The sequence below is a fragment of the Pseudarthrobacter sp. TAF60_1 genome (genome assembly GCF_052113505.1).
Taxonomy (GTDB): domain Bacteria; phylum Actinomycetota; class Actinomycetes; order Actinomycetales; family Micrococcaceae; genus Arthrobacter.
This window is the reverse complement of sequence record NZ_JBFRDI010000002.1, coordinates 133,316-156,203: the sequence shown is the minus strand read 5'-3', so window position 1 is coordinate 156,203 and position 22,888 is coordinate 133,316. Positions and strand designations below refer to the sequence as shown.

The following is a 22,888-nucleotide window of genomic DNA, read 5'->3' as shown; positions in this document are numbered from 1 at the left end:
GTGCCCGGCCAGTCTTACTGGCCCTCGTGCACGCGTTCGACGGCGAAATCACCGCCGGGATACATGACGGTTTCGTGTCCGTCATCGAAGCGGACAAGGTACGGCGGATGCCCTTCCTGACCCCGCACTTCCATGATCACTCCGTGCCGGTCGGACGACCCGACGGTCCGGCCCCTGACGATGATCCTGTCGCCTTGAGTTGCCTCCATGGCAATCACCTCCAAGGCCCAGAGTACGGCCCGGCAGCGGGCAGTAACAGGGGTGCGTGGCACGATTCAGATAGGCCGCTACGCCTCCCGTCTGCGCGCCGGGTCAGTCCCGGCCGGCGGCGAGCAGTTCGTCGGTGGCGGGGTCAGGTTCGCCGTCGAAAAACTGTGCCAGCACCGTCTTGAAGACAGTCTCGCCGGGCGCGGCGCGCAGGAACAGCGTCATGGAGGAGCGCAGTTTTTTCGCATCAATGCCGCCCATAATGTCGGCGGCGGAACGGCCGGTGTGGGTGGACACCGCCACGCTGCACTCGAGCAGCCGTGGGCCCAGGACGTCGTGCTTGAGGTAGGCCTGCGCCTCCGCCAGCGAGGTGATGGCGTATTTCACGGACGTGGGACTGCTGCCGAGGCCGGCGATCTGCGGGAAAATGAACCACATCCAGTGGCCCTTCTTGCTGCCCAGCTGCAGCTCGGCCAGGGCCTGCCTGTAGGTGCCGCCGCTGTCCTGCGCTTGAACAAAGCGTTCCAGGTCGTGGGTGGTGGTCATGGATGTCTCCTTCTGTGGGGCATGATGTCAGGCGGTGATTTCCGCAGCAAGGGCCGCGGCATGGCGGACCCACCGGTCAGGGTCCTGGCTCCAGCGTGCCATCACCACGCCGGCACGTTGCCGGTCCAAGCCGCCCAGTGCCGCGAGCAGGGGAACCACGACATCAGCGATCAGGGGGTCCACCAACTCGGCTGTCTGCGCTGACCGGATGAAGCCTTCCAGCCGGGTCAGGTCCGAGTGCCGCAGGAGGGCCACCTTGGATTGCAGGAGGACGACGGCGGCAAGGCGGCGCTCGTAGACTGGCCGCCTGCCCGGTCCGGGCTGGCCCCAGAGCTGCGAGGCCAGTGCTGTCACGTCGTCATGGCCAAGGCCCTTGAACTTGGTGCCGGCGTCCCGGATAGTGCCCCGCGCGGCACCCACCGATGCCCCGTAGGAACGGAGCACCCCGCCCACGCGCGATTCCACCTCCTCTGCCCGGTACCAGGTGCCTTCATTCTGCAGGGTGTTATCGATGAAGCCGGCAGCGTCCTGCACTCGTTGATTCACCGGCGTCACCTCGCGCCCTGGCGGGAGGCGCCGGCATGCTCGATGCAGTAAGGGGTCCAGGGCCTTGCCTCCAGGCGGCCCTCGGCGATCGGGGCTCCGCACACGGCGCACACCCCGTACGTGCCGTCCGAGATTCTGTGCAGCGCGGCTTCAACCTCGGCCAGGCCGGCGCTGCTCTGGTTCAGCAACGCCGACGCCTGGGACAGCTCGAAGGCAATGGTGGCACCCTCCGGGTCATGTTCGTCATCCACATTGGAGTCCTGGCGGGCAGCATTGGCTGATGAGATGTCTGCCCGGAGCGCCGGAAGCAGTGCCAGCTTCCGGTCCCGCTCTTCCTCCAGCAGGATCCGGAACCGTTCAAAGTCAGCCATGGGAAAAGCCTAGCGCCGCGGAGTTCACCAAGACTGCGGAATTCGCCAAACCCGGGGCAACAGGCGGTAGCGGAGCCTGTCAGTACCAGTTCTCGATCACGGAGTGGTTCCAGGCGTCACACGGAGACCCGTAGCGGTTCGCGATGTAGGCCAGGCCCCAGTCAACCTGGGTGCGGTAACTTGTGAGCCAGTCGCTGCCTGCGCTCGCATACTTGCTGGCGGGTAGCGCCTGCGCGATGCCATACGCCCCTGAATACGGATTGGTGGCCGTGGTGAGCCAGTTGGATTCTTTCATCCACAGCTGCGCCAGGCATGGGAACTGGTCCTGGCCCCAGCCGTACGCGGACAGCCGCCCTGCAGCGTAGTTCCTGGCGCCGGCGGGGTCGTTTACCGCGCCGCCCGGAACAGAAGGTACGACGACGACGGGCGGCGGCGTCGGCGTCGGACTTTCAGCCGGAGGTGCTGGAGCAGGGTTCTGCGGTGCGGGGTTCTGCGGTGCGGGGTTCCGGGGTGCCGGGTTCGCCGGGGTCTGGGCGGCAGCCCGGGCGGCGGCTTCAGCCTGCCGGCGTGCTTGCTCCTCCGCTGCCGCGCGCTTGGCTGCCTGGGACACTTCGTAGGCAGCCAGCGCCGCTTGGCCCTGCCTGAATTCTCCTTCCACCGCTGCGGTGGTTCCCTTGAGTGAGGCGAGTTGGGCGGTGAGTTCCTGGCTGTGCCGCTGTTGTTCCGCGACCTGCTCCGACACGGCCTGCTGGGCTGCCTGGGCTGAGGACAGCTTGGCCTCGGCAACGCCGGCGAGGCGTTCCCGCTCAGCCTTGGCGGCGCGCTCCTGCTCGGCCAGTGCTGCCGAGATTCGTTCCGACTCAGCTGATTTGTGGACCAGCAAGGCTGTCTTGTCACTGACGATCCGGACGATGTCCAGGCCGTGGATGCTGTTCGACTGGATGGCGTCGAGCGCCACGAAGAAGCCCATGTTTGTGCCGCCGGTCTTGTAGGACTGTGCGGCGAGGGCCCCGATGTCCCTTTTGTGCCGGCCCGATTCCTCCTGTGCACGGGCCACCTGCGCGGCCAAGGCATCCACCCTGGAACTGGCAGACTGGAGATCGGTCTGGGCCACAGCGTATTCCGCAGCAGCAGTTACTGCGGCGTTGCCCAGCGCCTCCGCCTGAGTTTGCAGGCCACCGAGCAGATCTCCGATTCTAGTGACTTCAGCGGCCGTGCCGGCCTCGCTTTGCCGGGCCTTCTCCACGTCCTGCCAGGAAGGATACCCGCCGGGCGGAGCCTCGTCCGCGGCGTGCGCAGGCAGCATGGCAAACGAGGCGGCCGTGGCCAGTACAACCACTGCCGTGAGACCGGACAGCCACGATTTTTGCGCAAACGGGGACATAGTTCGTGAGCTTACCGGGCAAGTCCTAGATTGCGGCGAACATTGTCTCCCAAGTGGCTTGGTAGCCGATCCGAGCCATCCGGTAGGGTGCACGCTCTGCCCACGAGGCAACCTAAAGCCCACTCAGGCGTCTTTTTTTGAGGCAAACCGATCAGATGGATGACCCGACCGGGCATATACGCGTCCCGTGCGGTGACCTGCACCTTCATAGCCGAGGCCAGAAGATCCAACAAGGGAGCTAGGGTGAATTTTTGCCCTACATTCCGTTATCGGAATGTGACATTCGGGAAAAGAAGCGGTTATGGTCGTTTAGTGCCCTGGTTCAAACCGGGACATTCCCGTCAGTATGCCGAGCCCTGCCACTGACCCGGGACCCCAGACGCTATGCAACTGGCAGGGACGGGGGAACCACATTTCCGCGGCCTACACAGGCCTTGGGGTTAAGTCGGCATTCGTCCTGTCCTTCATGGCGGCATTCCCGGCCGGGTCTCTCCAACCCGAACCCGACAGCTCACCCCGCAGGCATGGGAGAGGCAATCACACCATGTCCAAGAAGTTCACTTCCGCACGCCATCGTGCAGTCACCACCACCACGTCCCGCGCCATGATGATCGGACGGCCGGCCCTTGTAGTGGCCGCCGCATCCGGACTGTTTTTCGGCTTCAGCGCCCCGGCCCACGCCGGCGTCCACGGACCTGACAATACCGGAACAGCCAATGCCCAGGGCCAGGTAAGCGCACCGGCAGCCGCCGCGGCTCCGGCCCCCGCAGCCAACGTCCACACCGTCGTCTCCGGCGACACCCTTGGCCAGATCTCCGCGGCCAACGGCGTAGCACTCAACGACGTCCTGGCAGCCAATGGCTTGTCCCTGACGTCGATCATCTACCCGGGCAACCAGATTCAGATTCCCGGCGCCGGACAGGGCGCAGCAGCACCGGCCGTGGCAGCACCGGCTCCGGCCCCGGCAGCGAAAGCAGCCCCCGCACCGGCTGCGCCCGCCAACACCGGCATCAAGCTGGCGTCAACGCCGGCCCCCGCGCCCACCGGCGCAGCCGGCTCGGCAATCCTGGCCTCCGCCTACTCCCAACTCGGGGTACAGCAGGACTGCACCGCCATGGTGGAGAAGGCACTGCGCTCAGTAGGCAAGAGTGTTGGAGACCTGGCCCCGGGCCAGTTCTTCCAGTACGGAAGCGTTGTTGGCACACCCGCCCCGGGTGACCTGGTGATCACCGCCGGCCACGTCGGCGTCTTCGCCGGCAACGGCCAGGTTGTCAGCGGCGGCGTGGACGGTTTCAAGACCGAGGTCCACTCCATCAGCTGGCTCCCGGGCGCCTCCTTCGTCCACGTAGCGTGACCCCCGCCGGCTGGACGGCGGCGCGCGGTGCCCAGCCGCCCGCCGTCGTCGGCCGCTGCTGCGTACTCAGGCGTGCTGCCCAAACCAGGACAATATGTCATTCCAGGCGGCGGCCGCCTGGGTCTGGTGATACTGTTCCCGAGTGTCATTGTGGAAGGCGTGGTCCACGCCCGGACAGACGGTGAGCTGATGCATCACCTTGGTGGTTAAGGCTGCCGCCGCCGTTACGGGAAGGCCATCCGGTATAGGTCGTTGGCTGCGATGACCGTCGAGTCCCGAGCGCTGCCCCGCAAATCCACCCGGTCTGCCAGTTCCTCCGGTCCCGGACACCAGGGCACGGACCACCTGGTCCCCCGATGCCGGTTAATGCTGGTGGAGCGGATGGATCACGCCGTCCGAACCGAGTGTCCCGCTGCAGGCTGGCTACTACCATAAGTCCCTTCTCCGCGCCCGGCCGGGCTGCTACATTGGCACGGCCAAGGCTGATCACGGCTGGGTTCAGCCGGTCAACACGGAAGGACGCATTATGCTCTCTGACACTTCCCGCCCCGTCATTCAGGCAACGCTGCCTGTAGTGGGTGAAAATATCGAAGAAATTGCGAAGCGGTTCTACAAGCACATGTTCGACGCGAGGCCGGACCTGCTCGACGGCCTGTTCAACCGTGGAAACCAGGCTGACGGCCGCCAGCAACAGGCGCTGGCCGGTTCAATCGCGGCCTTCGCCACCTACCTCGTGGAGAAGCCTGACCAACTTCCTGACCACCTGCTCTCCCGCGTCGCCCACAAGCACGTCTCGCTCGGCCTGAGCCCGGACCAGTACCAGATCGTCCACGACCACCTGTTCTGGGCCATCGTGGACGTGCTCGGCGATGCTGTTACTCCCGAGGTCGCAGCGGCCTGGGACGAGGTGTACTGGCTGATGGGAAACATGCTGATCAACAAGGAACGCGGGCTGTACGGCGCGGTGCACCTTTCCCCCGACACCATCTGGCGCACCTGGCGTGTGGCCCAGCGCATCCAGGAGACACCAGACGTCGTTACTTTCGTGGTGGAGCGCACCGACGAACGGGAGGTAAAACCCTCCCTGCCCGGGCAGTACGTGACCATCAAGATGCCCATGAAGGACGGCGTCCATCAGCCCCGCCAGTACAGCCTGACCCGCGCCGACGACGGGCAGCACCGGCATTTCGCCGTGAAGAGGGTCCACGGGCTCGCCACCCCTGACGGCGAGATGTCCAACCTCCTGCACCAGGACATCAATGTCGGCGATGAAGTGGTGCTGTCAGCCCCGTTCGGCGACGTGGTACTGGAGTACACCGACCGGCCGGTGGTGCTGGCCAGTGCCGGCATCGGCATCACCCCCATGGCCGGAATGCTCTCGCACCTGGTGAAGGCCGGCTCACAGCGCCGGGTGATGCTGCTGCACGCTGATGACAGTCCGGACTCGTTTCCGCTCCGCCATCAGGTCACCGAGGACATCGAGCGGCTGCCTGAGGGGTCCCTCCACAGTTGGTTTGTGAATCCGGCAGAGGATCAGGGGCCGGCCGGCAATACTTTCCAGGGTTTCATGGACGTCAATGCCGTGGAGCTGCCGCTGGACGCCGAATACTACCTCTGCGGGCCGTTGCCGTTCCTGCAGGCGGTCCGCAGTGCCCTGGTCGCCAAGGGCGTTCCGGCCAAGGACATCCAGTACGAGGTGTTCGGACCGGACCTGTGGCTGGCTGACTTCCAGTAAACCCCGGACCGGGCCGGGCTAGAACTGCTCTGCCGGAATGCTAAACCCGAGATCCAGGAGTCCGCGGCCGGCCTGTTCCAGGATCGGGTCCATGGTCAGCGAAGCGTGGTTGAGCAGCACGTTGACGTCGCGCTGGATCCGCTGGAGCGGGTGAGTCAGGCGGTGGACGCTGCCGCCTGAGCCGGTCAGGATGAGCCGGACTGCCTCGGCCGAGGCCTGTCCGCTGAGGCCGAGGGAGAGCCGGTACTGGGCGCGCTCCTCATCAGTGAAGGCAACTGGCCGGCGCCCGAAGGACGCGGACACCACCCGGACAGCTTCCTCCCAGTGCAGGCGTGCGGTGGCTACCTGGCCGTACGCCTGCGTGAACCGGGCTTGGGCGAGCGGCGAATCTGCCTGGCGCTTCTCCACCGTCTGCTTGACCTTCCGTACCATCATCAGGTTACGGAACTCTTTCAACGCATGCTCCGCGGCGCCGAGGGCCGCCGCCGGGGCAACCATGTTCAGGAACGTGGCCATGGGGATGTGGATGCTGGGGTCCGGATGGATGAAGCTTCCCGGGTTGTCGGCCGCCGCCAGCAGGCTCCACTCGAGGGCACGGTACGCCGGGACAAAGAGGCCCTCGGCCCTGAGATCGTTGCTGCCTGTCCCCCGCAGGCCGGCCGTGTGCCACACGTCCAGCAACTCAAGATCCGCCATCGGAACCAGGCACTGAAGCCGCACGCCGCCGTGCTGGACTGCCAGGAGCGCCCAGTCAGAATGCATCACGCCGGAGGCAAAGCTCCACCGGCCGGAAATGGCGAACCCGCCGGGGACCTTCTCAGCTGATCCGGGAGGGGCTCCGGTTGCCGCTGCCAAGGGTGCGGGGCCGGCGGCGAATACTTCGTCCTGTGCTTGCTTCGGCCACCGGGCCAGCATCCACACGTGCTCCACAAGGTGGCCTACGCTCCAGGCGGTTGAGACGTCACCCTGCGCGAGCCGGCGAACCACCTGCACGTAGGTTTCCAGCCCCATCCCGTACCCGCCGACTGCCTTGGGCGCGAGCATCTGGAACACGCCTGCTTCCTTCAGTTCGGCAATGGTAGCGGCGGGGATGCGGCGGAGCTCTTCGGTTTCCTCCGCCCGCTCCCTCAGCCGGGGAACCAGGGCGTCCACCCGCGCCAGAACCTCGTCATGCGTCGGGATGGGGGCGGAAGGCACCGGGGGGTCGACGTCCGGGAGGTTGATCGTATGCGCGGTGTGGTTCCGCTTGGCTGCCAGGTAAAGCCGGTTGGCGTCGGACAGGTGCACGCCCGTGGGGACCTGCTCCGCCACATCAACGCCAAGGGCCGTCAGCTGGCCCACCTTGTCCGGGTTGTTGGTGAGGAGGCGGATCCGGCCTGCGCCGAGGGCACCGAGCATCTGGGCAGCGGCGGTGTAATCCCGTTCATCTTCGCCACGCCCCAGCGCCACATTCGCTTCGTAGGTGTCCAGCCCGGCGTCCTGCAGGGCGTACGCGTCCAGCTTGGAGTACAGTCCGATCCCGCGCCCCTCCTGGCGGAGGTACAGCAGGAAACCTCCGACGGCGGCAATCTCCTCGACAGCCTCGCGCAACTGGGGACCACAGTCGCAGCGCTCGCTGCCGAAGACGTCGCCGGTGAGGCATTCGCTGTGCAGCCGGACGAGCGGGGCGGTACCGTCCGGTCCCTGGTCCAGGAGCCTCTGCTCCCACTGGCCGAGTCCAAGCAGGAGGTGTTCCTTGCCGTCGGCCAGGCCGTGGAAGGTCATCACCTCGGCCGTGGCAATGAAGCCATCGGGGAAGCGCAGGGGGACAGTCACCTGGCTGCGCACGGCAGCAGGTTGTTCACATGGCCGCGCGACGGTCTCGGTCAGGACGGTCATCTGTGCTCCTCGGGTCGGAACGAAAGTACTTGAATGTTGAAGTAAACAGTACTGTCGATTAGTTCACGACGCAAGTGATCTGGGGGTCAACAAACTTCATACGTGAAGTAAATCGCGTAGACTTCACCTATGGAAGAAGCCGACGAGCCCCGCTGGCTAAGCAGCGACGAACGCGAAGCCTGGCTGACCCTGGTGGGCGTCATGATGAAACTGCCGGCTGCTTTGGATGCCCAGTTGCAGCGTGACGCGGGCTTGAGCCACTTTGAATACATGGTCCTGGCGGGCCTGTCCGAGGCGCCGGGCCGCACGCGCCGGATGAGCGATCTTGCTGGCTTCACCGAGTCGGGCCTCCCCCGCCTGTCCCAAGTGGTGAGCCGGCTCGAAAAGCGCGGCTGGGTCCGTCGCTCCCCTGACCCCACCGACGGACGCATCACCTTGGCCGCGCTCACCGATGAGGGCCTGGCAAAAATCGTCAGCACCGCCCCGGGTCACGTGGAGGCCGTCCGCTCCCTGGTGTTTGATCCCCTGACGAAGGCGCAGTCGCGCCAGCTCGGCAGCATCGGCAAACGCATCCTCAGTGTGCTGGACCCGGACGACTACGGTCTGCGGAGCGCCGACGTCGGGGAGCGCAGGGGTGCGCCAATCGGGAATGCGTGAGGACGGTTGTCTTGTTCGCAGGGCACTGTGAGACTGTGGGCATGGCGAGTTCTGTTGAAGTGTCGTGGCAGCTGGATGGCATCACCATGGCGGGGACCGTCGTCCGGCCCGCCGGCGATGGGCCCTTCCCGTCGGTGGTTCTTGTTGCGGGCAGCGGCCCGACTGACAGGGATTGGTGTTCACCGCTGCTTCCTGGCAGCAACGGCAGCGGGCGGCTCTTCGCGGAGGCTTTTGCCCGTGCCGGGATCGCATCCCTCCGCTATGACAAGCGGGCCTCCGGGCCGCACGCGAGAGAGAACGTCACGAAGCTCATCGGAACAATGAGCATGCAGTCTCATCTCGACGAACTGGTCGAGGCGGTTCGGGTGCTCTCCGAACTGGACTTCATCGATTCCGCACGCATTGTCGGGCTCGGTAACAGCGAAGGCGCTCTGCATGTGCTCCACTACGCCACAACTCCCCAGCACGTGCCCTTCGCCGGCATTGTCCTCGCTGCACCACCCGGGCGCCCGATACAGTCTGTGCTGCTTTCTCAGTTGGCTCTTCAGTCCGCGCAGGTCCCTGGTGGCGCCGCGCTCATGCCGAAGGTCGAGGAAGCTGCCGCACGCTACGCAGCCGGACAGCCCATGAACCCTGATCCCGGCCTGCCCGACACCGTGAAGATGGTTCTCGCAAGCTTCGAAGCTCCCGTGAACCTCCCGTTCGCCCGGGAACTGTGGGTCGAGTCCACCTGCGACTCACTGGGGAAAGTGCAGGTCCCCACGCTGGTGCTGATCGGTGGACGAGATGTACAAATTGACGTACGTGCCGACGGGGGCCCGCTCCAGGAAGCCGCCGCTGGAATGACGAATGTGACCTTCGCCTTTCCGGCCAACGCCAATCACGTGTTCAAAGAGGACACCCGTGAGCCGGCCGAAGTCGCGGCCTCACCCGGGAACGGCTACAACGGGCCCGGCACCCATCTCGATCCTGAAAGCCTCGCGACGATCCTCGCCTGGCTGGGAGAGACGATGCGTTGGAGGGTATCTGCGTGAGCAGGTCACGCAGGACGCCCGCGCCTGAACCTGACACGGTCGTGGAGCTCAACCCCCTGTTCAGCCGGCCTGGGGAATCCACCGTCTTTCCGCGCTTCACCGTCCCGGCCGGGGAGTCCCTGCCCTCCACCGCCTATCAGGTTGTTCACGATGAGGCGATGCTGGATGGGAACTCGCGGCTTAATCTGGCCACGTTTGTCGGAACGTGGATGGAACCGGAAGCGGCGCGACCGTATGCCGAGACGTTCGACAAGAACATGATCGACAAGGACGAATACCCACAGACGGCGCTGATCGAGACCCGTTGCTGGCGGATGCTCGCGGACCTTTGGAATGCGCCCGAGCCGGCCAAGGCCATCGGCACCTCCACGATCGGCTCCTCCGAGGCGTGCATGCTCGGTGGCCTGGCCTTGAAGCGCCGCTGGCAGCACGCCCGGCGGGCGGCCGGCCTGCCGACGGACAAATCCAACCTTGTCCTCAGCTCCGCCGTGCAGGTGTGCTGGGAGAAATTTTGCAACTACTGGGAGGTTGAAGCCCGCTTTGTTCCGGTGTCAAAGGAACACCAGATGCTCGATGGCCACGACCTGGACCGGTATGTTGACGAAAACACCATCGGCGTCGTCGCCATTATGGGCGTGACGTACACCGGCGTGTATGAACCGGTCGAGGACATTTCGGCTGCCCTGGACGAAATTCAGGCACGCCGCGGGCTGGATATTCCCATCCATGTCGATGCGGCTTCAGGGGGCATGGTCGCTCCTTTCCTCCAGCCGGACATCGTTTGGGATTTCCGCCTCCCCCGGGTCGCCTCGATCAACACTTCCGGCCACAAGTACGGCCTCGTTTATCCGGGCCTCGGCTGGATCATTTGGCGGGACGAACACGCGCTTCCGGGTGACCTCATCTTCCATGTCAGCTACCTTGGCGGCGACATGCCGACCTTCGCATTGAATTTTTCACGGCCCGGCGCCCAGGTACTGCTGCAGTACTATCTCTTCCTCCGGCTGGGATTTGCCGGATACGAATCGGTCCAAGCCACATCCCGGGACGTAGCGCTCTACCTGTCCGGTGAAATCGGGGCGATGGAGGCCTTCACCCTGTGGAGCGACGGATCCGATATCCCGGTCTTTGCCTGGCAGCTCGCTGACGGGCACACGAAAAACTGGAACCTTCACCACCTGTCCGAGCGCCTCCGAATGAATGGCTGGCTCGTCCCGGCCTACCCCATGCCGGAGGGGCTGGGCGAGATCACGGTGCAAAGGATCGTTGTCCGCAACGGCTTCACCCGCGACCTCGCATCCAGCTTCCTGATCGATCTCAAAAAGGAAGTCGCCTACCTGGACGGGCTGACCGCTCCGATGCCCTCCAGCGGGACAACCCAAGCCTTCCACCACTAGCTGGCGGACGCCGACAAAGGAGCCATCGTGTGCCGACTGTTTGGCCTGCACGCAGGCCCCCAACCCGTCCGTGCCACGTTTTGGCTCTTGGACGCCCCGGACAGCCTCTCCAGCCAGAGCCGCCGGGAGCCCGACGGAACCGGCATCGGCACCTTCGACGCGGAAGGCAAAGCCCATGTAGCCAAGCAGCCGCTCGCCGCCTGGGAGGACCACGCCTTTGCGCGCGAGGCCCGGACCTTGAGGAGCACCACGTTCCTGGCCCACGTCCGCTATGCGAGCACCGGCGCGCACACGATGGTCAATACGCATCCGTTTGAGCAGGACGGGCGGCTATTCGCCCACAACGGCGCCTTCGGTGGCCTCGGAGGGCTCGATCAGCACCTGGCCAGGCTGGGGGTTACGGACCTCGTTCACGGCCAGACCGACAGCGAACGCCTGTTCGCCCTGATTACCGCGGAGAGCCGCCGGGCTGACGGGGACGTCACACAGGGTATAACTCGAGCCGTCACGTGGATCGCTGAGCGATTGCCCGTCTTCAGCCTGAATCTCATTCTGACGACGGCGACAGACCTTTGGGCGGTCAGGTTCCCCGCCACGCACGAGCTGTACATCCTGCAAAGAGACCCTGCCAGCGTCCACGGACCAGCTGCTCCCCTGGAGGCACGGAGCCACCGCATCCACGCCCGCAGTGAAGACCTCGCCCGTTCTCCCCACGTCGTCGTCGCCACCGAACCGATGGATCACAACCCGGACTGGCACCCCATAGCCTCCGGCGGGCTGGTGCACGTCGGCCCGGATCGCGTGGTCACAACGACTTTTCCTTTCCCGGAGAGCCCGGCGAACCTGCTCACCCTGTCTGACCTTGAACCGTCCGCCGCGGCCTCCCAGGCGTCCTAACCACCGTCCCTCTGGCGGACCTGAGGTTCATGCACTTGGGCTCTGCCCCTCGCTTAGGGTCGCCGCGACCGGTGGACGCCTGCTTGCGGCAGTGCCACTATGTGGAGAACCAGCCTCACTGAACGCCCCCGGATCCGGGCAGCAAGGATGCGCCGACATGACGTACGTCAACAACTTAGGTGATGTGGGACTGGACGACGTCGCCCTCGCCGGAGGCAAAGCTGTGGGGTTGGGCGGGCTGATTACGGCAGGCCTGCCGGTTCCCCCGGGTTTTGTCCTGAACACCGCGGGCTATGCGGATTTCGTGGCCACAAATCACCTTGAAGCCGACATCCTTGCACTGGCCACGCTGTCACCACAGGCCGCGCCGCAGGACTACCAGGACGCCTCCGCGCGAATCCGTGCGCTGTTCACTCACGGCACCGTGCCGTCCGCCATTGCAGCCGAACTGGACGCTGCCTACGGCCGCCTCGGCGACGGGAACGCGGCCGTGGCGGTGCGGTCCTCCGCCACGGCAGAGGATCTTGCCTCAGCCAGCTTCGCCGGGCAACAGGAAACCTACCTGAATGTCGTGGGGGCTGCGGCGTTGCAGGCGGCCGTGATCGACTGCTGGGCTTCCCTGTGGTCCGCGCGTGCCATGGCCTACCGGGCACGCGAAGGCATCACCCCTGACTCGGTCCGCCTCGCGGTGGTGGTCCAGCGGATGGTGGAGGCCGAAGCTGCGGGCGTGATGTTCACGGCGAACCCTGCGAACGGGCGCCGCGACCAGATGGTGATCAGTGCCGCGTGGGGCCTGGGCGAGTCCGTGGTCAGCGGAACGGTCACCACCGATGACATCGTGGTCGATGCCGGAACAGGCAACGTGCTGTCGCACCGGACGGCGGACAAAGAGACCATGACCGTCTACGCGGAGCACGGCACCCGTCAGCAGCCGGTACCGCCCGCACGGCGCCGTGAACCCGTCCTTGATGACGCCGCAGCAGCAGAGCTGGCGGGGCTCGGAATGCGGATCGCCAGCCACTTCGGGATGCCGCAGGACATCGAGTGGGCGAGGGTCGGCGGGAAATTCTTCATACTCCAGTCCCGGGCCATCACTGCGCTGCCGGAACCGGCGGCCGATGCCCCGCAGGCGTGGCCTGTCCCGTACCCGAAGGGGACGTATTTCCGGGCGAGCATCGTGGAGCAACTGCCGGATCCGCTCTCGCCGCTCTTTGCCGACCTCATTGACGGCTCGGTGTCCCGGTCCCTGCAGGCACTCCTCGGCGACGCCATTGGCAAAGGCGCCGTCCGCGACGGCGACGTCCGGCTGCCAACCGTCAACGGCTACGCCTATTACTACTACCGCAACTCCGGCATGTGGCGGATGATGGCGAAGTCGCCCGCGGCCTTCCGCGCACTGTTCCGCGGCGAAGCGCACATGGGTGTGGCCGGGTGGCGGGATTATTCGCATCCCCGCTACGAACGGGTGATCAACGACTGGTCCGCGAAGCCCGTCCTCGAACTCGCCGGCGAGGAACTGCTCGACGGCGTGCAGGCACTGCTGGACGCCGGCACCGTGTACTACACCGCGGTGCAATCAATCATTCCGCTCGCCGCCACCAGCGAGATATCCTTCCGGGCGTTCTACGACAAACTGGTCAAGCGCCACAACGATCCGCCCGCCCAGACCTTCCTCCTCGGCTATGACAGCGAACCAATCCGCGCGGAAAAATCCCTGTACGGGCTGGCTACCTGGGTCCGTGGCGTCCCCGGGCTGACGGCCGCAATCCGTGAAACCCCGACGGCGGCGCTCGCCGAGTCCCAGCGCACCGGGTCACCGCCTGCGGGGGTGAACGCTGAGCTGTGGCAGCAATGGCGGCCGCGTTTCCAGGAACATCTGGACCGGTTCGGCCACGCTGTCTACAACCTGGACTTCGCCAGCCCCGTCCCGGCTGATGACCCGTCCACCCTGATCGAGACCTTGAAGTTCTACCTGCAGGGACACGGCACCGACCCGCACGAACGGCAGCTTCGCTCAGCTGAACGCCGCGAGAGCCTGACGGCCCAGATGACCGCGCGGCTCGGGCCGCGCCGCCGCGCGGCATTCCTTCGACTGCTCCGGTGGGCCCAAAGCACCGCACCGATCCGCGAGGACGCCCTGGCCGACGTCGGGCTTGCCTGGCCGCTGCTGCGGCGGATGCTGTTTGAATTGGGACGGCGGCTGGTGGAATCCTCGGTAATTGGCGAACCGGCCGACGTGTTCTGGCTGCGCTTCCAGGAGCTGCGCAGCGCCGTCGAATTCGGTCTCGCCGCGCCGGGACCGCAGCCTGCCGTGGCCATTACGGGCGCAGACCGCCCGGTCCGCGCCGGCGTCATCGAGGAGCGCAGGATGCTGTGGCGCGGTCAGGCCAAGGCCGCTGCCCCGCAGCTGCTCCCGGAGAGCCGTTGGATGGAGCGGGCGTTCGGGTCAATGATGCCGGCGCGCCAACACCAGCCAGGCGGGGTCATCAAGGGCGTCGGCGCCAGCGCCGGCAAAGTAAGAGCCCCCGCACGGGTCCTGCACGGCCCTGAAGACTTCGCACTGATGGGGCCCGGCGACGTCCTGGTCGCCCGCATCACTACTCCCGCATGGACGTCGCTGTTCGCGATGGCTTCCGCCGTCGTTACCGATGTCGGCGGCCCGTTGAGCCACAGCTCCATCGTGGCCCGGGAGTACGGTATCCCTGCCGTCCTCGGTACCGGAGTGGCCACCGAGCGGATCACCAGCGGCCAGCAGATCAGCGTGGACGGCGACGCCGGCACCGTCACCGTCACTATCGAGCCCCACCCGGACGCGACGGGCGAACTGCCCCGGAGCCCGTAAAACGGCTAACCGCCCGCTTTCCGTGGAGAGCTTGGTGTCGGGGTCTTAGCCGCGGGCCGGTCATCGGGCACCAGGCTGAAGGCGCCTTCCTCTTCGAGGGCGTTGTGCAGTCTGAGGATGGCGTAGAGGCCGTAGAGCAGCCGGCGGAGCTCGATGATGTCTTCGGGGCGGGCGTCTTTTTCGAGGCCGTTCAACAACCGGTGGAGCCGGCTGATGAGATGTTCGATTTCGGCGTGGGTGCGGCTCATGTCGGCGGTAGCATTCGACCCGCCGAGAGCGCGGGCAACAAGCGGCACCAGGAGTTCCTCGTCGGCGCGTTCGTGCGGGAGCAGTTCGGTCTCGAGGCGGCCGAGCAGGACACGTGCCGGGGCCAGGTCGGGGGCCCGGGTAGTGAGGGTGTCTGCGACCGCGCGTATTTGCTCGACGACGGCGCCCACGGCGTCATGCTGGGTTTTCAGCCGGCGTGCGGTGGCGATGTCGGCCGGTGCCATGTTGATGGTGTGGGTTTTGCCGGGGATCACGGCACGCAGGGCGATGCCTATCGCCAGGACGTCAATGAACTCCTGCAGCACGGCTCCGGCTGCCGGTGCGAGGAACCCGAAGGCTGCAGCCACCATGGCGGCGAGCGACAGGCCCATGCCCACAACTACGGCCTGCCTGCCGATGCCCATGGAGCGGCGCGCGATGAGGATGGCGTCGGCGAGCGCGTCGATGCGGTCCACGGTCAGCACCACGTCGGCAGCCTCCGACGAGGCGGTGGCGCCCCGTGCTGCCAAGGCCACTCCCACCCCCGCTGCTGCAAGGGCCGGGGCGTCGTTCACGCCGTCCCCGACCATGATGGTCGCGGCGCCGGCGGATTCAGCCGTGATCACCCGAAGCTTCTCGCCGGGGTCACAGTCGGCCCGGACGGAATCAACTCCAACCACCCGGCCCACTGTATGCGCAATGTCCTCCCGGTCACCCGTCACCAGGACAATCCTGCTGATGCCGGCGCCGCGCAGGGCCCGGATCATGCGCGGGGCGTCGGGCCTGACCGGGTCCTCGAGCAGGAACGCTCCGCAGGGTTCGCCGTCGACCGCGATGAATACTGTCAGTGATCCATCGAGGTCGGCACGCCGGCGCACCTGGCGCACCCAGCCCGGTTCGGAACCGGGAGCGATCCAGGCGGCCTTGCCGAGCCTGACGTCGTGGTCTCCGACCGTTCCCCGGAGTCCGTAGCCGTGTTCCTCGCGGACGTCTTCGGGCATTTCAAGCCCAAGGTCCCTGCGGGTGGCAGCGGTGACGATCGCGCTGGCCAAAACATGGGGTGAGACCTGGTCGAGGGAGGCGGCCAGCCGCAGGAGTTCGTCGGCGTCAACCGTGTCTCCGGCCGTGACCGTGTCAGCGAGGGTGGGCTGCCCCCGGGTCAGGGTTCCCGTTTTGTCGAAGAGGGCCGCCCTGCCTGCGGCCAGCCGTTCCAGGGCGCCGCCGCCTTTGATCACCACGCCTATGCTCGCGGCGCGCGATAGTCCGGACATGATCGCTATCGGGGCTGCCAGCAGAAGTGGGCACGGTGTCGCGACGACGAGGACCGCCACGGCCCGTACCGGGTCTGCACTGAGCGCCCAGGCCGCCCCCGCCAAAACCAGGGTCAGCGGGACAAAGAAGGCAGCGAACCGGTCCGCAGTGCGTACGAAGGGAGCTGAGGCCGCCTGTGCCTGCTCCACCAGGCGCACCACGCCCGCATACGTCGAGTCCGCCGCGGCTGCAGTCGCCATCACGTCGATGGGCGCACCGGCGTTCACCACGCCGCTGCGGAGGTCCTCGCCGACGACCCTTTCCACAGGCAGCGATTCGCCAGTCAGTGCGGACTCATCGAGGATGCCGGCCGACAGGAGCCGTCCGTCGACGGCGAGGACTTCGCCGGTGCCAACCACAATCAGGTCACCGGCCGCGAGCGCCTCCACGGGAACCGATTCCACGCCGCTCTGTACCCGCCTACGCGCCGTGCGAGGCGCACGCTCAACGAGCAGGCTCAGCTCCCGCCGGGCCCGGGCCTGCGCCTTTGCCTCCAGAAGCCTGCCTGTCGCGAGCATTACGGTGATCATTGCCCCGGCGAAGGGCTCGTTGACCCACAGGGCGCCCCCCAAAGCCAGCACCGCGATGATGTCCACGCTCGCCTGCCTGCGCCGGAGGGCGCCCGCCACCCACGCAATGGCGAATACCAGACCGAGGATGGTCCCTACCGTCCAGACCAGCGCCGCCGCCGGGTGCCAGCCAAGCAGCCAGGCCGCGCCGCCTCCCGCCAACAGAAAGGCGGAGGAAACGAAGAACAGCAACTCAAGGCGGGCGCGCACGTACGTCATGAGCCCATACTCACATGCGGGAGGGCGTCAACGTAGCGTCGAAAGGCCCATGGTGCGGTTGTTGCGTGCGGGACGTTCGCCCCTACCGCGCCGGCGTGGTCCTGCTGAAAACTGAGGCCACGTTCGGTGTCGTCTCCTAGGAGGAACCATGGGTATGGCGGGGAAGCCCGACCGGATTCTCATCGCCATACTCTCGGCGATCGCACTGCTGGTCGTTGTGGCGTTGGCGGTCGTTTTTACCCGCGGCGGGCCGGAGGCCCTGGATGTGTCCACGCCCCAGGGGGTAGTCCAGCGTTACAGCACTGCCGTCATCGACGGCGATACGCCCACAGCCAACTCCTACCTCACCGAAAACGCCAAATCCGTGTGCCGCGGCTACTACGAAAGCGGGCCACGTCCCGTCCGGGTGGTACTGATCTCCGCGACCGAGCGGGACGGCTCGGCACTCGTGCGGGTTTCGCTGGTCAGTTCCGGCGGGGGCGGCCCGTTCGGACCCTCGGAGTACGAGATGGAGGACCGTTTCGCCCTGGTCAAGACCGGTGGCAACTGGCTGATCGAACAGGCACCATATCAGCTCGTGTCATGCACCGGATTGTCCAAGCCGTGAACACCGCAACCTCAACCCCACGTTCGGCGGCGGGTTCAGCCCAAACCACGCTCCGCCGCCTGATCCTCTACGTTCTGTTGTTCGCGCTGGTGGTCATCACGGCTGTAGGGCTGAGCGGACTGTTGGAACGCCTGTTCAGCACGGGAGCGGTGGTGGCATCCGCTGATGTGGCCGGAGTAGCCCGTTCCCTGGCCTTCACCCTGATCGGAGGGCCGCTCGCCGCCCTCCTATGGTGGCTTGTTTGGAGGAGGCTCGACGACCCAGCGGAGCGCGGCTCGGTGGGTTGGGGCTTCTACCTGTCTGCCGTCTACGCAGTTTCCCTGATCTCAGCCGTGACCGGCTTTTTGGGAACGGCGGCCTCCTTCATCGGTAGCCAGGTAACTCCGTGGTATTCGCCGTTGTCGAATGGGATTGTCTGGGCAGGCATCTGGATCTGGCACCGCTGGATGTGGCGGCACCCCCTCAAACAACCGGTCGCCCTGGAGGATGTCCCTGCCGTCATCGGGTGGGTCTTCGGGCTGCTGGTGGGCGGGGTCGCCGCCATCAATGCCTTGGGCACCCTGCTTGATGTGGCGGTCCGCGGGCAGGTGAGCCTGACCCCGGAGGTGGAGGGTTGGTGGCAGCCCATTCTGAGGGCCGTGGTTTGGACGGTTGGCGGAATCGCTGTGTGGTGGTGGCACTGGTTCAGGGGCGGCGGACGAAAGATGCGCACCGACTTGGTGGACGTGGCAATCGTTGGGGTCGGGATCTTCGCCGCCGGCATCACGGCACTCGGCGGCGCCGGCGTCGTGGTTTTTGTGCTCCTGCGGACAGCATTCGACCGGTCTGCCCCAGTGAGCGAGTTGCTGGCCCCGCTTGGCCCAGCCCTCGCCGCTGCCGCGATCGGCCTCCTGATCTGGCGGTTTCACCGCGTCAGCGGAACTCAGCGCTCCGTAGGCACCCGGCGTGCGGGCCGGCTCGTAACCTCCGGGGTTGCCTTGGCCGCTGCCGCAACCGGCATCGGGGTGGTCATCAATGCCGCGCTTGCCATGGCGGTTTCACCCCTCGCCGGCGGCGGCACCCGAACCCTGCTTCTCGGCGGGATAAGTTCCCTTGTGGTGGGCGGTCCCGTCTGGTGGCGGGCATGGAGCCCGACGAGGCAGCCACAAACCGCGGACGAAATTCCGCCCGGCAGGCGCGTCTACCTCATAGTGTTCTTCGGCATCAGCGCAGTGGTGGCCCTGGTGGCACTCCTCGTGATTGGATTCCGGCTCTTCGAGTTCCTTTTGGGAGAGACAACCGGGGCCAGCCTCCTGGAGCGGATCCGCGCGCCACTGGGCCTCCTCGTGTCAGCTGGTCTGGTCGCCGGGTATCACTTCGCCCAGTGGCGTCGCGAACGTACTCTTCTGGCTGCCGCCTCGGCGGCGAGCACCCGCACCGTAGAGCAGGTCATCTTGGTGACGGCTTCCAATGCGAAGCCGCTGTCCGAGGCCATCGCTGCCGCGACCGGAGCCAGAGTCACGGTGTGGAAAAGGGCCGACGCAGGCGGGACGTTGCCGGCCGGACCGCTATCGGAGGACGGCCTGACCGAGCGGGTGGTCAGTGCTCTGGCCGGTGTCACCGCCGCGCACATACTGCTGGTGATTGGTTCTTCGAACGGCCGGTCAGCGCAGATCGACGTCATACCGTTGGAAGCACCAAGACTGTTCTAGCGGCCGTTGCTACAGAAAAGTGGGTCCAAAGATGCGCAAGAGCGCCACGCTGCTGCTGCTGTTGTTTGCCTTGCTGCTGGGCGGCGGCGCTACAGCATTCGCCGTCACGCCGACCGGCGTCGTGATTGAGGACAGGGCCGGGGTGCTCGACCGAAACACCCTCATCCCGGCCATCTCCGGAATCGAATTCCATGAGCCCACCAAGGTAGCCGTCTATACCTACAACGGGAGTGCCGCGGAAAACCTGAACGAAGAGGTTCTCCGGTTCGCCCGCGCGGAACACCCGGACTGGATCAGCCCCGACGGACAGAAATGGGCCGACGGTCTCTTCATCTTTGCCCTCGATCCCGTGGGCCGGCATGTGGGCACCTACATGGGCGAGGACCGCAAGGTCTCCCTAGACCAGCGCGATGACATCCAGAACGCCGCAAAGGATCTTCTACGCGACGCCCAGTGGACAGACGGCACCATCGCGGGAGTCCGGCGCGGCGCCGAACTCATCAACCAGCCGTGGTACCAGTCGGCCGCCTTCGTGATCACAGCCTAGGTGACGGGTGCGCTGGCCGCGGCGGGGGCTGCTGCGTTGCTGATAGTGCGGGCCGTAACCAGGGCCGACAGCCGCAAGGAGTTGGCACGGGGAGACCGAAGCTACGCCAACGTCAGCACTGACCTGGACGTCACCGAGCTTAATGCGAGCACCATCCCGGAGTCGTCTTCCTACGGCAGCAGTGTGCTGGAGAAGCACCGCACCTTCCTGAACCGCTACAACACCGCCACGGGACTTTCGAACCGGGTGCACGCGCTCACACCGAGGGCCTTGAGCCGCAGGCCAAACCTCAGGCTGGTCCGTGAGTACGCGGACGCGGCCGCCGAACTGGATGCCCTGGACGACGTCATTGCCGACAGCAACGCGCTGTTGAACCGGCTGAACACCTGGCCGACGGCTTGGGACCGTCAGCTGGCGCCCTTCCGCAGCGACCTCGCCGGGCTTGAGCAGCTCCTGACTAAGCGTCACGGGCAAGGCGACTCCGCCACCGCCGCGTCCCTGCGGTTCTTCCGCGACCAGAGCCTGGAGGAAATCGAACGCTGGACCGCCCAGCTCACGGACGGGACACTCACGCCGGAAGATGCGCTGGACCGCCTTCGGGATGCCCGCAGCCGTCTGTCGGACCTGCTGAAGCAGCACACTGAAACCGTGATCGCTGGCTTTGCCAAGACCGAACGGGAAGCCAAACTCATGCGCAGGGGGATGGAGAACGCACAGGAAGGCACAGACGGCCACCGCCGGCGGAGCTACGAACCCAGCATTCTGGGCACCGTCTACCCTTCTTACTATTTCTTCTCCGTCCCCGCCTTCAACTCCGGCCTGAACACCGGCGTCGGGAGTGTCAGCTCTGCCAGGGGCGGCGGCGGAACCACCGGCTACGGGAGCAGCGGGGGAAGCTTCTCAGGCTCAGGCAGTTCCTCCGGTTTCTAGGTGACTTTAGGCCCTACACGTCCGTTGCCACGGCCCGCAGTCTGGAGAGCAGTACGAGTCCACTGAAGGGAATACGTGATGGCGGAGCCGGCCTCAGAGGGTGCCATGTTTGTGGTGGGGGTAGACGGATCGGAGGCATCCGTGGAGGCGCTGCGGCAGGCCCAGCGGTTGGCCGCCCCCGTAGGAGCCAAAATACTTGCCACCGCCTACTGGGATGATCCGCAGGTCTATGCCGGGTATGTGGCAATGGGCATCGACCGTTTCGAGGAACGCGTCATGATCGTCCTCAATGACGCCCTTGAACAGGCCTTCGGCGACGACATTCCACCCAACGTCATCCCGCGCGTAGTGAGGGGCCACCCCAGGGATTCCCTGATCGATGCCAGCCGGCACGCGGACATGATCGTTGTTGGCCGGCGCGGCCATGGCGGATTCGGCGGCCTGCTCCTGGGCTCTGTCAGCTCAGCCTGTGTTGCCCATGCCCACTGCCCTGTCCTGGTTGTTCATAGCCCCGACACGAAACCAAAGGAAAACCAGCCGTGAGAACGTCTAAACCCATCGCCGTTGCCACAAACGACTCTCCGCAAAGCCGGGCCGCCGTGGAGTGGGCCGCCCGCCGGGCCGCCAGCGCGGACTTGCCGCTGGTCATTCTCAACGTTGTTGACGACCGGTGGGTGGCGGAGCCAGTCCCGTGGACCGGTGAGCTGGTGAAGAGGGGTGAAACGCTGGTAGAAACCGCTGCCGGGCGCGTGAAGGGCAAGGTTCCGGCTGAGATCACCACCAAAGTACTGGAGGGAGGCGTTTCCGGCTCGCTGCGAAAGTACTCCACCCAGGCGTCAATGCTGGTAGTCGGCTCCGGCGCCCCGCATTTGGGTGGTTCGCTGACGGACCGGGCCCTGCAGGTCGCCGCTGCTGCGAAGTGTCCGGTTGCCGTCATTGGAGTCATGGAGGCCGACGGCGGGCAGGGCGTAGTGGTGGGTGTGGACGGATCCGAAGAATCCACGCAGGCCGTTGCGTTCGCCGCCGCCGAGGCAGACCGCGAAGGCCAGGAACTGACGGTGGTTTATGCCATCTGGGAGCCGGACAAATGGGTGGACAGCGGAGCGCTCACCCAGTCGCTGACCCAGCGGATCGAGGACGAGGAACAGATGGTGCTGTCCGAGACGGTCTCCGGCCTGCGTGAGGACTACCCGGACTTGGTGGTGCACAGAATCCTGGACACCAAACGGGAACCGGCTGAGGCGCTGGTCAAAGCAGCAGCAGGTGCCAAACTGCTGGTGGTTGGAAGCCGGGGCCGGGGCGGATTCAAGCGGCTCCTCCTCGGTTCCACCGCACACGCTGTCCTCACGCAACTTCCATGCCCCACGGTCATCACCCCAATCCACCGCAAATAGCGCCGAACGTAGTAGCCTGCGAGCATGCAAAGCGACACTTCGGGACCCCAGACGGAAGTTCTCAACGTCCACGACTGCTGGAAATACCTGCGGTCAGCCTCGGTTGGCCGGGTTGCCCTGGTCCGTGCTGGTGAGCCGGAAATCTTTCCGGTCAACTACGTCCCGGATAACGGCACGGTGATATTCCGCACCGGATCAGGAACCAAGCTGGATGCCGTGCTGGGCGGCGGGTCCATCGCGTTGGAAGCCGACGGACTGAACACCTATGGCACCATTGCCTGGAGCGTCATCGTCAAGGGCACGGCTGCGGTTGTGGACTCGCCGGAGGACTTCCAGGAGGCAGCGGACGCCGGACTGTCACCGTGGGAAACCGGAAGCAAGGACCATCTGGTGCGCGTCACGCCCTCAGATGTCAGCGGCCGGCGTTTCGTGATCAATTCCCCGGCGCACTGGTGGCCGCCGCTGGACGCCGGGCGGCACTGAGACAACCTGCACTGACGTGCAGGGACGGTCGGGCGTGTGACGC

At 66.0% G+C, this 22,888-nt stretch carries 20 protein-coding genes, 1 pseudogene and 1 riboswitch; of the genes and pseudogenes, 13 read left to right on the top strand and 8 right to left on the bottom strand.

Annotated elements, in window-relative coordinates:
* Window positions 1-14: 14 nt before the first annotated feature.
* The 5 genes from AB4Y73_RS02985 to AB4Y73_RS02965 form a co-directional block, all read right to left on the bottom strand.
* Window positions 15-209 carry a DUF1918 domain-containing protein gene (locus AB4Y73_RS02985; RefSeq protein ID WP_441868229.1) on the bottom strand — a complete coding sequence of 65 codons (195 nt, stop codon included), beginning with the start codon at window positions 207-209 and terminating at the stop codon, window positions 15-17.
* A gap of 103 nt (window positions 210-312) precedes the next feature.
* A complete protein-coding gene (locus AB4Y73_RS02980) occupies window positions 313-753 on the bottom strand; it encodes a DUF1810 domain-containing protein (RefSeq protein WP_441868226.1) in 441 nt (146 codons plus the stop codon).
* Between the two features lie 27 nt (window positions 754-780).
* Window positions 781-1,299, bottom strand: a complete 519-nt coding sequence (locus AB4Y73_RS02975) for a DNA alkylation repair protein (protein ID WP_441868223.1) — start codon at window positions 1,297-1,299, stop codon at window positions 781-783.
* Between the two features lie 5 nt (window positions 1,300-1,304).
* Window positions 1,305-1,670 carry a TraR/DksA family transcriptional regulator gene (locus tag AB4Y73_RS02970; protein ID WP_441868220.1) on the bottom strand — a complete coding sequence of 122 codons (366 nt, stop codon included), beginning with the start codon at window positions 1,668-1,670 and terminating at the stop codon, window positions 1,305-1,307.
* Between the two features lie 79 nt (window positions 1,671-1,749).
* On the bottom strand, window positions 1,750-3,054 hold the full coding sequence (locus tag AB4Y73_RS02965; RefSeq protein ID WP_441868217.1) for a coiled-coil domain-containing protein: 1,305 nt from the start codon (window positions 3,052-3,054) through the stop codon (window positions 1,750-1,752).
* A 370-nt stretch (window positions 3,055-3,424) separates the two neighbouring features.
* Window positions 3,425-3,594: riboswitch (cyclic di-AMP (ydaO/yuaA leader) on the top strand.
* Window positions 3,595-3,598: 4 nt separating this feature from the next.
* Here AB4Y73_RS02965 and AB4Y73_RS02960 point away from each other — a divergent pair.
* Window positions 3,599-4,408, top strand: a complete 810-nt coding sequence (locus AB4Y73_RS02960; RefSeq protein ID WP_441868214.1) for a LysM peptidoglycan-binding domain-containing protein — start codon at window positions 3,599-3,601, stop codon at window positions 4,406-4,408.
* A 66-nt stretch (window positions 4,409-4,474) separates the two neighbouring features.
* Here the strand turns inward: AB4Y73_RS02960 and AB4Y73_RS02955 are convergent, their stop codons facing one another.
* Entirely contained in the window at window positions 4,475-4,606 is a 132-nt protein-coding gene (locus AB4Y73_RS02955) for a dienelactone hydrolase family protein (RefSeq protein ID WP_441868211.1), read from the bottom strand.
* 328 nt (window positions 4,607-4,934) lie between these two features.
* Between AB4Y73_RS02955 and AB4Y73_RS02950 the strand changes: the two genes are divergently transcribed.
* Window positions 4,935-6,143, top strand: coding sequence for a globin domain-containing protein (locus AB4Y73_RS02950; RefSeq protein ID WP_441868208.1), 1,209 nt, complete (start codon window positions 4,935-4,937; stop codon window positions 6,141-6,143).
* An 18-nt stretch (window positions 6,144-6,161) separates the two neighbouring features.
* Here AB4Y73_RS02950 and ribA read toward each other — a convergent pair whose 3' ends face one another.
* The gene (gene ribA / locus AB4Y73_RS02945; RefSeq protein ID WP_441868205.1) at window positions 6,162-8,021 is read right to left on the bottom strand and encodes a GTP cyclohydrolase II RibA; all 1,860 of its coding nucleotides are present in this window, start codon (window positions 8,019-8,021) and stop codon (window positions 6,162-6,164) included.
* Between the two features lie 129 nt (window positions 8,022-8,150).
* Between ribA and AB4Y73_RS02940 the strand changes: the two genes are divergently transcribed.
* The 5 genes from AB4Y73_RS02940 to AB4Y73_RS02920 all read left to right on the top strand — a co-directional run bounded on the left by AB4Y73_RS02940 (window position 8,151) and on the right by AB4Y73_RS02920 (window position 14,848).
* Window positions 8,151-8,678 (top strand): MarR family winged helix-turn-helix transcriptional regulator, encoded by a 528-nt coding sequence (locus AB4Y73_RS02940; RefSeq protein ID WP_441868202.1) that lies wholly within the window; start codon window positions 8,151-8,153, stop codon window positions 8,676-8,678.
* Between the two features lie 41 nt (window positions 8,679-8,719).
* Complete coding sequence (locus AB4Y73_RS02935) at window positions 8,720-9,712, top strand: alpha/beta hydrolase family protein (protein WP_441868199.1); 993 nt, start codon at window positions 8,720-8,722, stop codon at window positions 9,710-9,712.
* Window positions 9,709-11,109, top strand: a complete 1,401-nt coding sequence (locus AB4Y73_RS02930; protein WP_441868196.1) for a glutamate decarboxylase — start codon at window positions 9,709-9,711, stop codon at window positions 11,107-11,109. Before AB4Y73_RS02935 ends, AB4Y73_RS02930 begins: the two co-directional genes overlap by 4 nt.
* Before the next feature lie 27 nt (window positions 11,110-11,136).
* On the top strand, window positions 11,137-12,006 hold the full coding sequence (locus tag AB4Y73_RS02925; protein WP_441868193.1) for a class II glutamine amidotransferase: 870 nt from the start codon (window positions 11,137-11,139) through the stop codon (window positions 12,004-12,006).
* A 157-nt stretch (window positions 12,007-12,163) separates the two neighbouring features.
* Complete coding sequence (locus AB4Y73_RS02920) at window positions 12,164-14,848, top strand: PEP/pyruvate-binding domain-containing protein (RefSeq protein ID WP_441868190.1); 2,685 nt, start codon at window positions 12,164-12,166, stop codon at window positions 14,846-14,848.
* A 5-nt stretch (window positions 14,849-14,853) separates the two neighbouring features.
* On the opposite strand, the gene AB4Y73_RS02915 is transcribed toward AB4Y73_RS02920, so the two are convergent.
* Entirely contained in the window at window positions 14,854-17,193 is a 2,340-nt protein-coding gene (locus AB4Y73_RS02915; RefSeq protein WP_441868188.1) for a heavy metal translocating P-type ATPase, read from the bottom strand.
* Between the two features lie 154 nt (window positions 17,194-17,347).
* On the opposite strand from AB4Y73_RS02915, the gene AB4Y73_RS02910 reads away from it, so the two are divergent.
* From AB4Y73_RS02910 to AB4Y73_RS02885, 6 genes and pseudogenes are all read left to right on the top strand, one after another.
* Window positions 17,348-17,800 carry a hypothetical protein gene (locus tag AB4Y73_RS02910; protein WP_441868185.1) on the top strand — a complete coding sequence of 151 codons (453 nt, stop codon included), beginning with the start codon at window positions 17,348-17,350 and terminating at the stop codon, window positions 17,798-17,800.
* Entirely contained in the window at window positions 17,797-19,491 is a 1,695-nt protein-coding gene (locus tag AB4Y73_RS02905) for a DUF5671 domain-containing protein (RefSeq protein ID WP_441868183.1), read from the top strand. The genes AB4Y73_RS02910 and AB4Y73_RS02905 overlap by 4 nt, the downstream gene beginning before the upstream one ends.
* Before the next feature lie 31 nt (window positions 19,492-19,522).
* Window positions 19,523-20,968, top strand: a pseudogene (locus tag AB4Y73_RS02900) (DUF5129 domain-containing protein).
* Window positions 20,969-21,046: 78 nt separating this feature from the next.
* Window positions 21,047-21,511, top strand: coding sequence for a universal stress protein (locus AB4Y73_RS02895; protein ID WP_441868181.1), 465 nt, complete (start codon window positions 21,047-21,049; stop codon window positions 21,509-21,511).
* Entirely contained in the window at window positions 21,508-22,362 is an 855-nt protein-coding gene (locus AB4Y73_RS02890; protein ID WP_441868179.1) for a universal stress protein, read from the top strand. Before AB4Y73_RS02895 ends, AB4Y73_RS02890 begins: the two co-directional genes overlap by 4 nt.
* 24 nt (window positions 22,363-22,386) lie before the next feature.
* Window positions 22,387-22,845, top strand: coding sequence for a pyridoxamine 5'-phosphate oxidase family protein (locus tag AB4Y73_RS02885; protein ID WP_441868177.1), 459 nt, complete (start codon window positions 22,387-22,389; stop codon window positions 22,843-22,845).
* Window positions 22,846-22,888 lie beyond the last annotated feature (43 nt).

What these genes read in the sequence shown, in the direction of transcription:
- AB4Y73_RS02985 (WP_441868229.1), bottom strand. Translation starts at nt 209, where the DNA reads ATGGAGGCAACTCAAGGCGACAGGATCATCGTCAGGGGCCGGACCGTC.
- AB4Y73_RS02980 (WP_441868226.1), bottom strand. Translation starts at nt 753, where the DNA reads ATGACCACCACCCACGACCTGGAACGCTTTGTTCAAGCGCAGGACAGC.
- AB4Y73_RS02970 (WP_441868220.1), bottom strand. Translation starts at nt 1,670, where the DNA reads ATGGCTGACTTTGAACGGTTCCGGATCCTGCTGGAGGAAGAGCGGGAC.
- AB4Y73_RS02965 (WP_441868217.1), bottom strand. Translation starts at nt 3,054, where the DNA reads ATGTCCCCGTTTGCGCAAAAATCGTGGCTGTCCGGTCTCACGGCAGTG.
- AB4Y73_RS02960 (WP_441868214.1), top strand. Translation starts at nt 3,599, where the DNA reads ATGTCCAAGAAGTTCACTTCCGCACGCCATCGTGCAGTCACCACCACC.
- AB4Y73_RS02950 (WP_441868208.1), top strand. Translation starts at nt 4,935, where the DNA reads ATGCTCTCTGACACTTCCCGCCCCGTCATTCAGGCAACGCTGCCTGTA.
- ribA (WP_441868205.1), bottom strand. Translation starts at nt 8,021, where the DNA reads ATGACCGTCCTGACCGAGACCGTCGCGCGGCCATGTGAACAACCTGCT.
- AB4Y73_RS02940 (WP_441868202.1), top strand. Translation starts at nt 8,151, where the DNA reads ATGGAAGAAGCCGACGAGCCCCGCTGGCTAAGCAGCGACGAACGCGAA.
- AB4Y73_RS02935 (WP_441868199.1), top strand. Translation starts at nt 8,720, where the DNA reads ATGGCGAGTTCTGTTGAAGTGTCGTGGCAGCTGGATGGCATCACCATG.
- AB4Y73_RS02920 (WP_441868190.1), top strand. Translation starts at nt 12,164, where the DNA reads ATGACGTACGTCAACAACTTAGGTGATGTGGGACTGGACGACGTCGCC.
- AB4Y73_RS02915 (WP_441868188.1), bottom strand. Translation starts at nt 17,193, where the DNA reads ATGACGTACGTGCGCGCCCGCCTTGAGTTGCTGTTCTTCGTTTCCTCC.
- AB4Y73_RS02910 (WP_441868185.1), top strand. Translation starts at nt 17,348, where the DNA reads ATGGCGGGGAAGCCCGACCGGATTCTCATCGCCATACTCTCGGCGATC.
- AB4Y73_RS02895 (WP_441868181.1), top strand. Translation starts at nt 21,047, where the DNA reads ATGGCGGAGCCGGCCTCAGAGGGTGCCATGTTTGTGGTGGGGGTAGAC.
- AB4Y73_RS02885 (WP_441868177.1), top strand. Translation starts at nt 22,387, where the DNA reads ATGCAAAGCGACACTTCGGGACCCCAGACGGAAGTTCTCAACGTCCAC.